The 16,136-nt window shown below is 49.3% G+C and carries 5 protein-coding genes and 1 pseudogene; 1 reads left to right on the forward strand and 5 read right to left on the reverse strand.

The genetic code is table 11. From position 1 onward, the window contains the following. Window positions 1-72: 72 nt before the first annotated feature. From LA5095_RS30045 to LA5095_RS30065, 5 genes and pseudogenes are all read right to left on the reverse strand, one after another. Window positions 73-11,130: a calcium-binding protein gene (locus tag LA5095_RS30045; protein WP_082442575.1), complete on the reverse strand. Its 11,058-nt coding sequence runs from the start codon at window positions 11,128-11,130 to the stop codon at window positions 73-75. Window positions 11,131-11,132: 2 nt separating this feature from the next. Beyond that, window positions 11,133-12,416, reverse strand: a complete 1,284-nt coding sequence (locus LA5095_RS30050) for a hypothetical protein (RefSeq protein ID WP_055391662.1) — start codon at window positions 12,414-12,416, stop codon at window positions 11,133-11,135. Next, window positions 12,406-13,812 (reverse strand): hypothetical protein, encoded by a 1,407-nt coding sequence (locus LA5095_RS32565; RefSeq protein ID WP_144436224.1) that lies wholly within the window; start codon window positions 13,810-13,812, stop codon window positions 12,406-12,408. The genes LA5095_RS30050 and LA5095_RS32565 overlap by 11 nt, the downstream gene beginning before the upstream one ends. A gap of 38 nt (window positions 13,813-13,850) precedes the next feature. After that, window positions 13,851-14,210 (reverse strand): hypothetical protein, encoded by a 360-nt coding sequence (locus tag LA5095_RS30060; protein WP_144436223.1) that lies wholly within the window; start codon window positions 14,208-14,210, stop codon window positions 13,851-13,853. 363 nt (window positions 14,211-14,573) lie between these two features. Further along, window positions 14,574-15,666, reverse strand: a pseudogene (locus LA5095_RS30065) (IS3 family transposase). A gap of 196 nt (window positions 15,667-15,862) precedes the next feature. Between LA5095_RS30065 and LA5095_RS32225 the strand changes: the two are divergent. Then, window positions 15,863-16,048 (forward strand): winged helix-turn-helix domain-containing protein, encoded by a 186-nt coding sequence (locus LA5095_RS32225; RefSeq protein ID WP_082442576.1) that lies wholly within the window; start codon window positions 15,863-15,865, stop codon window positions 16,046-16,048. The last annotated feature ends 88 nt before the right edge of the window (window positions 16,049-16,136 follow it).

A 16,136-nucleotide genomic window follows, 5' to 3' on the forward strand; every position in this document is an offset into this window, starting at 1 on the left:
AAATCCTCCTCTATCCGTTAAGCCGAATTTGTCTCATTGGCGCTGAACCCGGACAATGCGTTCAGGATGTTATTACACGAACTGGAAATCATCCTGATGTAGATCAGCAAGCAGGATGCTTTGCAGCACGATGCTAGTCTCCGCATCAATCGCGATCGTCGTCTCCGCTCCGTCATCCGTCGCAGCCGCCAGAACCGCCGCGAAATCGGCAAATTGGTCAGTTCCGAACTCGATTACATCATGTGATCCTGCACCTGCACTGAAGTCCGTGATTGTGTCGTCTCCACCGGCGGTATCTGTGAATACAAAAGTATCGTTGCCACCTCCACCGGTGAGTACGTTGTTGTCAGCCGAAGTTATGATGCGATGACTTCCACTACCAGCAATCAGGTTCTCGATATTGGTAAACTCTTCAAAACCTGTTCCGTTCCAGAAAATCTTACCAGCAGTAAAATCAAACGTGAACGAACCTGAACTGTAGCTCAAGTCCAGGGTGTCGTTACCCTCACCACCATCGAAGTAATCCCAACCGGAGTTGCCTATCAACAAGTCATCTCCAGCCCCTCCATAGTGATAGTCATCCCCGTTGCCGCCATTTATGGTGTCGTTTCCAAGCATGCCATAAAGGGATTCGTGAGCGGATGTGCCCGAGATTGTCTCGTCGCCGTCCGTACCATTTACAGGTTGAAGCGCAGCACCCATCAAGTCTCGCCGTCCCCAAACGACACCATCAGCAAACTCCACCCTGTCAATGCCCCAGTACAGATGGTTATAGAACTGTTCATCCAACGTAATGGTTTCGCCGGTGCCTGTAACTGTGATGACCAAGTGAGACCAGGATCGCGAGAACGTCAGGTCGTCGGCTGTCAAATCCTTGAATCGCAGCACATCTGTTTCTGAAGTTGAACCAGATTCTTCGTCGATGTAGTCGTTGCCGTCTCCAGAAGAATAGAGGAAAACATCGCTGCCCGAGCGGCTGTTGAACCGATCATTTCCCAATTCGCCTTCAAAAATGTCGTCGCCGTTGGTCCCATTCAGCGTTTCATTTCCTGAAGTGCCAACGATTGTTGGAACAAGTTCGTCACTGACTGTGACCGAGCCGACAGAAGTGTAAACGCCGTCACTCACCAGGTATTCAAACGTTGCCGGTACATCTGGGTCGTCGAGGGTCACAGTGACGGTGTCGTTGACACCAATTGAAAGTTGACCACCAATGACATTGCGGAAACCGACGATCGACAAGGGCGTACCGTCCGGATCGCTGTCATTTTCCAGCAAGTCGCTGTAATTGATTTCGACCGGCGTTCCGGGGATTAGAGCTGAGAACGAGTCATCGTTGATGTTTGGTGCAGCGTTGGTCACAGCAGCATTCACCATGTCGCTGCGGCTCCATTCTGTCCCATCAGCAAAGACGACCTTGTCGACCCCACTGCTAAACCAGTTCCTCGCGGTATCTATCAATTTGATACTGCCGCCATCACCCACACCAGGGCTACTTTCAGCGATGGAGAGAAGAAGATGATCACCATCCCGGTAGACCATTACCTCGGACGGGCTGATATCAGCGAAGGAGACATTGTCATTGTGGCCGGAGAACGAGCCATCAATGATCGTATCATGACCATCTCCTCGTGAGTAGACATACGTGTCGTCGCCACCGAAACCCTGAAGCAGATCATTTCCGAGGCCGCCATCCAGGATATCGTACGTGCCGTAACCACTTACGATATCGTCGCCTTCAGTCTGGGAAGCTTCAATCAGTTTGAGCCTGATATCTGCTCTGCTCCATATCGTACCATCGGAAAATTCTACTTGTTCGACACCTTCATCGAAGTCCTCATCGAGGCTCTCAAGAAGTACTATTGAACCGCCGTCTCCAGCGCCTTCGACCGTATCCTGAATAACAATCCGTGCTGCGTTTCCATCGCGGCCAAGTATGACATCATCTGGTAGCAAATCGACAAGTACCAGCTTATCAGTGCCGCCAGTCAACCTGCCATCTGAAATGGTGTCGTTACCGTCACCGCGCGAATAGAGGTAAGTGTCGCCATCGCTGCCACCATAAAGCGCATCGTCTCCCAGACCTCCTTCAATCGTGTCAGCGGTGTTGTAGCCTACGACAGTGTCATCTTGGTCAGTTTGAGAGGCGTTGATCAGCTCAACTCGCAGATCTGCCCTGGTCCAAATTGTTCCATCCGCAAAAACAACTTGTTCAATGCCTTCGTCGAAGTCTTCATCAAGGCTCTCTTTCAAGAGGATTGATCCGCCGTCGGCAGCACCCTCGGCGCTCTCTGCAATGACTATTCGGACATTGTTTGAGACTCGTTCGAGAGAAACTTCACCTTGCAGTACATCTACCAGTCGAACTCTGTCAGTACCGCTGGTAAGGCGGCCTTCAGTGATGATGTCGTCGCCGTCGCCGCGGGAATAAGTATAAGTGTCACTTCCACTACCACCCGCCAGGTCATCATTCCCAAGCCCGCCATCGATCAAATCAGATGAGTTGAACCCGGAAATGGAATCATCGCCATCCGTTGAAGCAGCCACAAGTAACATTGACCGCATGTCCGCACGGGTCCAGACAGTACCATCCTCGAAGATTACTCTTTCGATTCCTTCGTCAAAGTCCTCATCCAAGCTTTCTTTGACCAGTATCGAGCCACCATCTCCTGCTCCAGCTGATGTTTCCTGAATGACAATGCGCAGGTCATTTCCAACCCGCTCAAGGGCGATGTCACCTGGCAGCATGCCTTCAAGCCGAATGGTGTCGTCACCTTGTATCAATCTCCCTTCAGTAATCGTGTCGTCACCATCACCACGAGAATAGAGATAGACGTCGCTGCCACTTCCCCCATTGAGCGCGTCATTGCCTTGTCCACCAGAGAAAATGTTTGCACCAGACATTCCACTAAGGGTGTCATCACCTGTAGATCCAGCCTGATCTACAAGCATGTTCCTCAGTGTCTCGCTATTCCAGAATGTACCGTCCTCAAACGATATTCTTTCGACGCCCTCACCATTGGCACCGTGAAGACTGAGATCCAGCGCGATTGAACCGGCGTCACCAGCACCTTCTGTGCTCGATGCAATTGTCAAAAGGACGGTCTCCCCGGAAACAGACACAGTTACATCGTCCGGTGCTACTCCGATTAGGGTCAGTTGATCGATTTCTCCAACACCTGACTGAAGTTCTGTAATCCGGTCATGACCGTCGCCGCGCGTATAGACATACGTATCCGCGCCCGCACCGCCTCTTAGATGATCGTTCCCAAGACCGCCAATCAGCGTATCATCGCTGCTGGCACCCCAAAGCACATCATCGCCATCGGTGTCGATGACACCATCAACCAGATTACGAACGAAAGAGCTTTCCCAAACCTGTCCATTGTCAAAGACAATCTGCGCGATTTCATTGACAGAGCCGGAGACTGCATTCCCCTTCAGCGTGATCTTGTCGGTAGTGCCCAGAAAAGAAAGCTGAAGATCATTTGTTCCCGCAATTTGGCTGATGACCACTTCTTCAGGTGTATATCCGTGAAGAACAATTTTATCGGCTTCGCCTCCAAAACCACCATCTTCAATGAGATCGGCTCCATCACCACGGGTAAACACATAGGTGTCAGCGCCTCTACCGCCGACGAGGAAGTCATTACCGACGCCACCTGTAATCGTGTCATTGCCCAGGCCACCGTAAACTTCATCGTCACCGAGTGCGCTGTCAATGGTATCGTCAGTGGCATAACCGACGAAATAATCATCCTCATCGGTAAGGTTGGCCTGTGCATAGTTCGAGATAAGATCGGTTTCCGTCCAGACCGTGCCATCGTTGAAGACAATGCTTTCAACACCGGCTCCACCCGAACTGCGGATTTGATCGTCAAGTACGATCTCAGACCCGTCTGCGAGTTCCAGTACGACGTCTTCGATGTCATTGAGATTTCGCTTTACGACAACGTCCGCACTGTCGATTGCAGCACCAAGTTTCAGAGTGTCATTTCCGCCGTTATAACGTTCTGAAATGATATCGGAACCATCGCCGACCTCGTAAAGATAGGTATCATCACCGCTACCACCGGTTATGTGGTCGTCGCCGGCACCGCCCACATAAATGTTGTCACCACTAAATCCGAAGATGGTGTCGTCGCCGCCTTGCGCTCGTATTTCACCACCAAGTTCACCAAAGCCTTCAATTGAATCATCACCGTTGGAAACAGCCCCTTCGACATAGCGGGCCATGAGCTCTGGTGTTTGCCAGAGGGTTCCGTCATCAAACAGAACCTCTTCAACAGTGTTGAAGCTGAACCCGAAGATCTTTGATCTGTAATTGTTGATTGTGATCGTCTCGCCAGTCTCGACCGTCAAAACCAGATCAATGTCATCTTCACTTGACCAGGCAACGCTGACTTCCGAAGTCTCGATCCCAGCACCGAATACAATTCGGTCATTGCCACCGATAAAGGCAGATGGGGCGTAGTCATTTATCCGGTCATGGCCGTAGCCGTAGCCGAAGTGGTATGTGTCCGCGTATTCGCCGCCATGATAGACATCATTACCCGCACCGCCATCGAAGACATCTTCCGACGCGAAGCCATAAAGGACGTCATCTCCCACTGTCGGCTGAATCAGCTGATCCTTGATCTCCTGAAGGGAAATTGTGCTTCCGTCTTCAAATTCGAAATGCTCGATCGCATAGTGTTTGTTGCCGAAATTATCGATCGTAAACTGGCTGTTGATCGTCAGCTGGCTGCCATCTGTAAGTGTCGCAATCAGATTGTTGGAATCGCCGTTTCGGGACCAGGTCACATCTGCCTGGGTAACGCCCGGGCCGAACAGAAGCTTGTCGTTCTCGTTGGTAAAGATCGAAACGAGCTCGTCGTAGACAACATCTTCCCCGTAACCAAAGCCGAAGATATAGGTGTCATCACCATCACCACCATTCAGGTAGTCGTTACCGGCCCCGCCATCGAGCACGTCATCACGCCAGAAGCCGTAGAGACTGTCGTCGCCTGTCGTCCCTTGCAACATTCGGTCATAGATAGCCGTCTGATCCCAAACGGTGCCATCGGCAAATTCAAAGTTTTCGATCGCAAAGATATGCGAACCGTTGGTATTGAGAGCGAAGAACTGGCGCAGAAGCTTGAATTGGCTGCCATCGGATAGTCTGACGATCAGATCGTTGCTGTTGCCCTCGCGTTCAAGCGTGACGTCGGCTTCCGTGACACCGGCACCAAAAAGGACCCTATCTGTATTCTCAAAGCCGACATTGATGATTGCCCCGCCTTCGTCGAAGACGTCCGATCCATAGCCGAAACCGAATTTATAGGTGTCATTCTTGTTGCCACCGATGAGCGTATCGTTGCCCGCCCCACCATCTAGAACATCGTCGAAGGTGAAGCCGTAGATGGTGTCGTCACCATCGGTCTTTGCCTGTGCGACCAGTTCCCGCATGACGTCTTCATGGCTGAAGCCCAGACTTTCGGCATCATTGATCTCAAACTGGAAGGATTCGATCCGGTCGATCCAGAATTCCTGCCCAAGCGCCGTGCTGCCGAAAAACTGTCCGTGGATCGTCAGGCTGTCGCCGCCGGTGGTGTTGATGACAAGGTCATTGCTGTTGCCATCGCGATAGAAGGAAAGGTCTGCTCGCGTCAGGCCTTCGCCGAACGTTACAACGTCCCGTCCTTCCGAACCGACATTCATCTGACGGTCCAGGATGATGTCTTGGCCGTAACCCGCATCAAATCGATAGACGTCGAAGTTGTTTCCGCCCTGAAGGAAATCATTGCCAAGACCACCGTCGAGCACATCGAAGTGGTCGGTACCGATCAGAGTGTCGTCGGTATCGAGCGGATGGGAGACAGCGTCAGCGATTTCACCTGCGCCCCACACATCGCCATTTGCGAAGACGATTTCCTCAATACCCTGGAACGGCCCGACCTGGCCGCCAAAAAACGAGTAATTAATGTCATGAAACTGGCCGGTGACCCGCACGCTGTCGCCGGTCGCGGTGACAGTCAGGACAAGATCCTTACCGTCACGTGTCGCAACGATGTCTTCCGGCGTCAGATGAGCAAAGCGAATGGTATCGAAATCGTCGGCGCCGCTTTCATAGTCGTTGATAACGTCCTGACCAAAATTCTCGCCGAACACGAAGACATCACTGCCTGCCTTGCTTTCCACCACGTCGTCACCGGTCGACATGTAGAAGATTTCCTGGTCATTCGTGCCAGTGCGCGTGCCGCTGCCATAGTCGACAATGTCAGGGGAAATTCCGAGACTTTCTGCGGCTACTGCCAGGCTGACCGGCGAGCCGATCGTCTCATAGGCTGCCACGACATTGGTGAAGATAAATGGCGCGTTGATATTGTTTCCGCCTGGGCGCTCATAGTCAGACAGAAGCGCATCGATCAGCGGCTTCCAGGAATCCAGCCAAGCCTCGGCACCGGCAGCATCGGCCGGCGATGTCTCGAAGACCTTCTTGAAGAATGGGATCAGCTCGAAATCCGTTGTTGGCCGGAAGCGGTCGTCTTCAACGGAGTACTCAACACCATCAAAATAGTCCTTGAGCCCACCCTGCATGGCAAGACGGAGCGTCAGCTGTTCGGATATGCGCTCCGTGGTTTCCAGAATGGCGCCAAATCCAGAGACGGAACTACCGGAAAACCCGGTCGGATCGTTGATCGGGATTTCCTCACCGAAATACCGCTCCATAAACGCAAGTTTTTCCGCAGAAACCATTTCCCAGGTCAGATCGGCAACGCCACTTTGATGCGCGAGCAACTGCTCCAGGGTTGGGTGTTCGATCGTCTGCCCCAGATCGTCCTTGATCGGTGTTCCACCTGCCGTTTTCCAAAAAGTAACGTTAACGGTACTGTCGTCGGGAAGCGTGATCGTTTCGGTTGTTTGGTAGGCAAAGTCCTGAACGTCGATCTGGCCGTCCGCGCGGCTGATAAATGCAGGGACATCCGAGTAACTGCCTGTATTGGGTGCAACCGGTGCAGCATTGGTCCAGGCGTTCAAAATGGCGGTCGCACGCTCATAGAGCACGTCCAGATCGACCACGTTTAGGGTTGGCAGAACTGAATTAATCGTCTGCGCCAACGCTCCGTCGATCCCGTCAAGCGTAACAGAGACCTGAAGATCGGCCAGTGTACCGTGCCCTTTGAGCTTCGGCATGGTTGCCATAACTCCAGGCGCAATCGTGGTGTCGCCGGTATAGACAGTGTCATAGTTGTTGATGCGGAATGTGACATCCCCCACCTCGCCGGTTGTACCATCCGCGTAGGTGAAGGAGCCGGTGCGTTCCACGACGTTGAGTGCGTTTGCACTACCGTCGTCGGTCGCCTGCAAACCGATGGATTGAATGTTGAGGTCGGTCAGCGAGAACAGCTCGCCATCGTCAGTCTCGCCATCCCTGTCGAGATCTCGCCAAACCTTGAGATCGGCATAAACAGCATCATTTGCATCGATGACGCCATCCGAATTGTCGTCATGAAGTGCAAGTTCGGCAAAGCCTGACTGGCCTGCGCCACCAAACAGTTCACCGATATCGTCGATCACGCCGTTGCCGTTGCCGTCCAGCGCAAGCATGCCATCATCGGGCGCGACCCAGCCGGTATGCTCGGCAAAGCCGTCGCCATCCATGTCGAACATCGGGCTGACGCCGGTCACCATGGATGTGAGCTCAAGCCCGTCACCGTCCAGGTCGAGTACAAGCGGGTCGACACCACCAACTTCGTCCCTGAAATTCACATCCTTCCATGCAGTGGGAATGAAGTCCCACATCGAGATATCGCCATCGAGCGCATCAATGCCAGGGAATTTGAAAAGTTGCCAAGCACCTGTAAAAACGGTCACCATACGAACGCCGGCCGTTAATACCGATGAAGCTGCACTAAGCGAATTAACGTAATTCGCTAAGTACATGAAGGACTCTTCGTCCCCATCCTTCGACAAATGATCGCCAACGGCCAACTCACTATGGCCATTGATCCCGAGTTTGATTGCTCCGCCGAGTCCGTATGTGTACTTGCTTTCAGAATCAACATGTCGACGATAACTGCCGGCCAGATCCCAGTTGGTGTACATGAGGACGCTGTCATAACCGTCCAACCCGATACCAAGGGTGCCGCGCAGTCCCTCCATGTTAAAATAGTCTGTGTCCGTCGAACCTCCTGGCCCTGCATCAATTGTAGATCCAACTCCTGCTGCCCCGATTTTGTCGGCGCCTTTTCCGAGATAGATCTCTGCGGCCCCTTCAACGGTAACGGTGTCATTATCGTCACCCGCGTCGATGATCAGCTCAGACCGTTCATCTTCATAAGTTTGAGGAGCACCTGGATCGGTGGAGTTAACCACGTGGATAACGTCGTCACCCGCACCAGTGCTGATAGTTCCCCGTAATTCATTGCTGTTCTCGTCAGACGCAGTGGCATACGTGATAACGTCATCAAGTCCGGTGCCAATCAAATCTTCAAAATTCTTAACAGTGATGTTTACTCCCTCTATGATTGCAGTGCCTGCGCCCTGCATCTGAAGGGTCACGCCTTTTCCAAGGGATGAAAAATCCAATGTGTCAACAACTTGCTGCTCACCCGCATCAATAACCAGACCATAATCTTGGGCTGCTAAATCGAGATCATCGATTAATACAGTGTCATCTTTCTTCCCCAAAATAAGTTCATCGATGGAATACAAAGTATTGGCAACACCATTACCCGTTACTTGAACATTTCTGAGAACGCTACCGTCTTCTTGCTCAAAATGAACAACTAATTCTCGATCGATTTCAGAAAAATCTACAGTGTCAACGCCTTCTTGTTCTTCACTAGCAACACTTCCGCCAAAAATGAGGTCGTTACCGATGCTCCCTTTGAATGTGTCATCTTCCTGACCACCTATGAGTAGATCATTTCCCTCCTCTCCTTCAAATTCGTCTTTGCCCGCACCACCGATCAAAAGATCGTCTCCAGCGCCGCCGACTAGTTTGTTGCCGCCGTCACGACCAACAATAATGTCTGATTGATCTGTGGCTGTGATTTCGTTAAAGCCGTCACCGCCGAAAATCAGGTGTGACCTTTCACTCCATGTTCGAGCAATTGTGTGATCTAGACTTGCGTCAAACGTCAGACCTGCACCATCTTCGCCCGCTTGTGAGACAAGAATTTCCCAGTCAAGGCTCAATCTGATACTACCAGCTGCAAAATAATCATGAACTCCTTGTATGTTAGGAGCACTCACTATTTTTTGAGCATCAAAAAACCAAGGTTCTAGAGTTTTCTTAAATACTGGATCTGTTTTATCGCCGTTATTGTCTCGAAATATTTTCTTAACAATCTCAAACTCAACGTCGGATATTCCGAATGCTTGATGACTACCATTTATTATTTCATTATCAACAAATTTCTCAGCATACTCGCCAGTTCTCTCTGTATTAATAGCCGATGTATTAAAAATCACAGCATTTTCATGATCTCCCGCGAAATAATACTTTTTACTATCTTCAGTTATGCTGAGAATTGATGCTAGATTTGATTCAAAGTCCTCTACTTTTTCTTGATCTTGAAGACCGTCTCTAAGTATTTGAAGTCCTATTTCTACCAAACCTGCATGGAGAGACAGTTCATCGCTCCCAAACGGATTTCCGCTTGTTTCTTTCAAGCCATCTGACGCAATACCTTTCTGCAATTTTTCGCCAAATATTTCAAAAAAGTGATTATAAAAATTTTCATTTGAAGTATTAACGTTACCGGCACCGTCCAACGCAATAGCCTTCATTAGAGCCCGTTGTAAGATGCCGACGTTTGGGCCCGAAGCATCCACTTTGCTCGAGACGTCCAACGGGTCGGCACGTTGGTGATCTTGCGAACCCGCGACACCGGTATTGACGAGCATGCTGTCCCAAAACGCCTGATCGCTGCGATAAAGATATGCAAACTCATGGTGGTCTTTTGCAGTTTCCGAAGAACTTGCCTTCGTCAATGCACCGATCGCATGTAAGGTAGGTGAGTGTAGACCCACACTTACTACGGATGTATCCGCTACAATTGGATCTATTGGCCCAAAATCGAATAGTACATCCTCTGCAGTGCTTTTGATGTATGAAGAAGAAAGTGCTGGAATTGCAGGACTAGAATTAATAATTAATTCGACGAGCGCGCCGCTTAATATTTCATCTTTCACTCTAAAGGAAGTCTGATTTTCTTCGATATTAACCAGATATTGATTATATATTAATTCATATCTTGTTTCTTGCTCCAATTGAAGCACTTCGAATAAATAATATGGATTTGACGCGTCCGCCTCCGGGACGAAAACATCTTCAACACCTTCAAAATTGTCTTGCAAGTCACCAGGTATCGCGTCGTGAAAAACTCCGAATAATACTATTTTCTGAGTATGATCGTCTAAATCGTTGAATTTTTGTGTAAAAATAGATGAGCCATTTGCTTCGATTATTTCCTCAACTGCGCGAAGGTGAGCTATTACTTGGATCTGAGAACCAAAAAATGCTGCAGCGTATGTGTGTGATTTCAATCCAGTGACCGCACCGACAACTCCGGCTAACCCCCCCCCAAGACTTTGCCCAGTTACAACAATCTCCTTGCTTTCTCCCACGGCGTTTTGCACTGCCTCAGCAATCTTGATGGCATCAAACGATGTGGCGTTCTGATCTACCGTTCCAACACCCTGCGCACCATTCCAGAACCAATCAGCGTAGTTTGTTTCTCCAGGATTGTGATGAAAATTACTACTATCTGACTGGCTGTTGTTGTTCGCTGCGTACAAGATGCCGCTACCAATTCCACCAAGTATGTTTCCGGCTTCATTCGAAGCGTCATCCGACCCCCTATATACTATGAAAACTGTACCACCTGTTTCCACAACCCTAGCGACAAATCCATTGTCTTTTCCATTTCCCTCACCGAGCGCATATATGTACCCCTCGGGATCTACGAAATACTCAGGCCCAAGGGCACTTTCAAAGTCAGGATCAGAGAACTTGGAGATGGGTGAAACACCTCCGAGATTCGCAAGGTCATCGTCGGTGAGTTGCATATCAAGGTCATGCCGTTGATAGACTTGCTCGCTGAGCAGCGCCGTAATAATTTCATGGTTTTTATAAGCCATCGTTATTCCTGTTCGAAAATAAAACCTCTTGAGAACGAAAAATAAATCGCACTACCAATCGATTTATCTTTTCGAATTAAGTAATTATCGAATGCATATAAATCATTCGAATTAATTACGAGTTTTCCATTCACATTTAATTGCGAACTTACTTCGAGGTTATCTAAACCCTCTCTCCTCGCATCAACGAGCCCTAAGTAACACGCAGCAAAACCTTTCAAATCTGACCTGTAGTTTAAGTCAAAAACTCTATGAAGAATCCCCTGACCGGACTCAGGTACAAGAAGATCGTCTTTCACGAAGAGTGGATAGTGCTCTGTTGGTAAAAATCTATAACTTAGGTAATTGCTAAGTTTACTTTTGTTTCTACCAACAATATCCCAAGTACTGCTAGCATTTTGCCAGTCAAATTTCTTCTCGTATTCAATTATACGCGCGCTCGCATTGCCAAATGCCTGCAATTTAACTTCACTCGACTTTTCAATCCGTTCATTCAACTCCGCTCGCTTTTGATTTGTTAGATTTGCATCAGTCCAAAATTCCGGACGTCCTCTTGGCCAAAACGCATCTAGCAGCTTCTGTCCTTCACGATTTAAACTTGCAAACCCAATTCCGTAACAGCGATTTGAAAATGGTAGGTCCTTATACTCTCGTAAGACTGGATGTATTTTTAAGGCCGGACTATCGTCCTTGGAGATAATCAAATTGTCATTGCGATTAGCACTGTACCAATCCTCAAATTCCTCCCTGGACGCGTAACGGACACTGGAACTCAGAACCGTTAGTCGTGCGGCAGTGTTTTTGTAGGAGTGATTTGAGGTGTACCCCAAACCCATCTCGAGGTTATCTGCATCCTGAAACCAGATGGTCAAAGGAAGAAAAGAACCATCAAAAGCGCCTAGCCGTTGGCCCAGATACCGATCTTTGATCGTGGTACAAAAATACGGCAAACTCATCAAAACAGCATGATTGTCTTTTGTACGCTTCAAGAATAGTGATGGCACGATTAAATTTTTCGAAAAAACTTCTTTGGGCCGGTTCGTTTCACAAGTGACGACGACATCAAAATTCAAAGGTTCAATATTATCCACTAAATACTGTGTCGTAACTCTATAGTAAATTCCACGATTAACAGCAGTTTCCGAGGGGGCTTCTCCTCCGCTGAAGTATAAAGCGAGAGCGAGCGGCAGCCACGGCAGGAATCCTGCGAAATTTTTTACGATATAGATGATCCCGACAACAAACGCGGCAGCAAACGAAACTAACAAAAGCCGCTTAATTGACATGTCCACCTCCGAAAAACTCGAAGGTTACAAATTCTGCAACGGCTTGATCGGCAATCAAAAAATGCGGTAGTGCAAGCGGTTTCTCTATTGCCTCGTATGTGGTGCTTCCGACATCATCAACGATGTTCAGATCAATTGACTTTCCGAACTCAACAAGTTTCGGCCCATAATTTGAACCGAAGTAATATCCGTAAAGCTGCTCAAAATTTTTCGTTCCGTACCCAATAGGATTGTAAGTTGAATAGCAAGAAAGCAACCCTTTCTTTTCACGCCGAATATCGACAATGTATTCTACACGCTTTCCTATAAATGAATCTTCCTGAACGAAAGGATATCCATCTGAACGTGTTACCGGATAAATGTCTGGCCGGTCGATTGTCCAGAGGTCTTTGCCTCCCTCTTCGAGCTTGGTACGTCGAAGAAAATTAAATCCAATAGGAAATTCTTGAGAGGGGCTGCTGTCGTAATACTGCTTTTCCAGCACGGGAACCAAGTCGAGCTTGCTGATCCCATTATCCTTGTTCGTATCCGGTAAAGTGTCAGGAGCGAACCAATATCGGGAAGACAATGAACTAGGATAATATCTATCAGCGATTTCACGGCTGCTCTCGTCAATATGAGGAATTATCGCAACGCCAGTACAACTTAGCGGTAATAGCGACTTGGCAGGATCGAAATGCGCCCAATATTCCTTGTGTCTCCGATCAGTGACGAAACGTGGTCCAATCTGAATCTCTTCCAGCAAATTGCCGCTATCCGATGAAATCCAAGAACTGAAATGATCTGCTGTGGAAGGCTCTACTTTCGCGTCTACAAACGAAATTCGGCTGGTTGGATTGTCAAATGCACTTGACGATGCAAAACCAGTCCCAATGGCAAGATTTCGCTCATCTTCGAACCAGACTGTAAATGGGATGAAGTTACCTTCTAATACGCGTGTCCAGGACCGCCGGAACTCCTGTGTATCTGCAACCTGTCGATCTTCGGCATATCTAATAGCGTCACAAACTCTCGGTGTTGCAATCATGACAGCAGCGTCCGAAGTCGTTCTCTTCGCATAAAGAGCCGGTAAATAGCCATGAACGACCCGTCCATTCTCGAACGTGTGGTTCCCGCAGGACACCTGCAAATCAAAAACTAGGGGCTCCGATCCGTCGATCAAATACTCGGCAAAAAGACGAAAATACGTTCCCTTTGCATCACCAGACTCACCAAATTCGTTCGGTGGTACAATTCTGGTCCGAGGTAGCGTTTTTGCCGTGTCAGCAACCGCTGCTACAGAAGATCCAATAACGCAAATCAGGGCGAATATGATCCTACATGCGACAAAATCTGAGCGCCAAGAGAGTTGGAAGAACGTCCATATCCTTGAATTATCGCATCCCAACGCTTGCATAGGAAAACCTTTCAGTATCGAGGTTGACTACCCATGCTTTAAATTACGACGAGACATCTGTCTTCAGCGCTTGGCTCACGATCGTTACCAAAGAGTTTAGCCAAGCTGCTATTCCCTCGCTCACTGTCTTCGGTCAATCTAAATATGTATTTATTTTGCTTTCCGTAACAAAAGAGCAAAAATAAACCAATTTTAGCCAAGTTAAACTCCAACCTATGCGCTCCAAAAAACAAAATCTTTGATTTTTCGGAGAGATATTTAGCAAATACTAATGAATTTATTGTTTTCACATCTTTTGTCAGCGTAATTTCTTGTTCTTTTACCACTGCCCCACCCCGACCAATCACTATTTGATCTTCTCTATTAGATTCAGTCCAAAAAAGATCTTGTAGAAACACTGAGACTCTCATATTGCGCGAGCCTGTCACGATTAGCAAAGGTTGTAAATATAATCGGATTCTCCTGAAAAGGTTGCACAACCATAGTTATAATTGTCCATTTTCGGCGAAAATGCGCGTGATTGAGGACAACTCTACACTCAATTCAGGAGTGCAATTTCGACGAAACTTTTGTTGACAAGGGCGAATTGTGATCAGTTATCCACAGGCACATTGTGCCTAGCCATTTGTGGTAAACACCAGATCACTGCCATGAAATCTGGCCTGCTCCCCCGATAACTCCACGTTATAAGGTTAGTCTGTTTCCAACTTGCAGTGCCACCCAAAGTGCCCTCGAGGTGGGCTAGAGTTTTCTGGACCAAATCAAGAACACGGGCTGGCTACGTGTTCTGATTTCATCAGGTCCACCGGCACTTTGTTGCCGATGGCGCCATGTGGTCTGTGTTCGTTATAGTCCTTGCGCCAATGCTCCAATTTTTCGACCGCATCCGCAAGGCTCAGGAACCAGTGCGCATTCAGGCACTCGGCCCTGAACCGTCCGTTGAAGGCCTCGATGAATGCGTTGTCCGTCGGTTTTCTAGGCCTGGAGAAGTCAAGCGTGACGTCTCTTCTATAGGCCCACAGATCGAGATCCCGGGAGATGAACTCGGAGCCCGGATCGTCTTCGGATAGCCAATCTGCTTACAGACGATCTCCAAGGTTCTCACCACATCCTCACCCCGGTAGCTGAAACGTGGGTCAAGCGCTGGCACATAGCGAGAATACTTGTCGATCACTGTCAGAACGCGGATCTTCCGGCCGGTGGCGAGTTGGTCATGCACGAAATCCATCGCCCACACATCGTTCGGCTCGACAGCTTCCTGCCGGTCTTCGCGCAGCTTTGCCTTCACCCGGCGCTTGGGATGCTTGTTCCTCAGTTGCAGGCCCAGTTCGTTGTAAATCCGGCGGGTTTTCTTCTGATTGATTATCCAGCCCACCCGGCGCAACAAAACATACACACGCCGGTATCTGAACCGAACACGCGTCTGGCAAATCTCTCTGATCCGCTGTTCCAAAGCGGCTTGGCCGGATCGACGAGATTTATAGCGATAGGTTGTCGGGTCAAGCCGGATCACCGCGCAGGGACGGCGAATAGACACCGACCAGTCCGACCGCATCTCGTCGACCAGCGTTCTCTTCCGGGCAAGCCCTAGAGCTTTCGTTTGACGATGTCCTGAAGCATCTCCTTATCGAGAGACAAGTCCGCGACGACCTTCTTGAGCCGAGCATTCTCCTGCTCCAGCTCCCGGAGCCGCTTCATCTCCGACGACATCGAACCCGCATACTCCTTGCGCCAGTTGAAATACGTCGCCTGGCTGATCCCGGCTTCACGGAAGATCTCAGCCACTGGAACACCTTCTTCACCGCGCTTCACGATGAACGCATTCTGCGCATCCGAAAACTTCGATGCCTTCATCAATTCCGCTCCTTCCCAGCCAGGAAAATCATCGCGGAAAACTCTAACTCAAATCGAGGGAAATTTGCTGGGGCACATCATAGCCCAAGCGTGGATCAAGTGCCGGCGCCAGTGAGACGATTGAATCAGTCGGCAATGCTGATCGCAACAGTTAGTTTTTCAACAGAATTGGCTCAAACTCGACTTTCGATGCACAATGAACGAACCAGGCGTCCCGCAGAGCCGAGACGACCTCACAAGATATGTTTGTGGCAGGGACTGGACCGCCGGGGATCGTACTGTTGACGTTCTGGTTGCAAGACTACGGCGGCGGATCCCACCAGGCACAGCGAAAATCGTCACAATTCACCGGTTCGGCTATGTGCTCAACCGGGTTGATTAAAGCCTTGCAGCAGGACCCGTCGCAAGACCGGAACCATTGGTCAAGCGCTGCTGTTTTTTGCAAAGAGGTGGATCGTAGCGCGGCAACC

This window comes from Roseibium album (assembly GCF_001404515.1).
GTDB classification, from domain to species: Bacteria; Pseudomonadota; Alphaproteobacteria; order Rhizobiales; family Stappiaceae; genus Roseibium; species Roseibium album.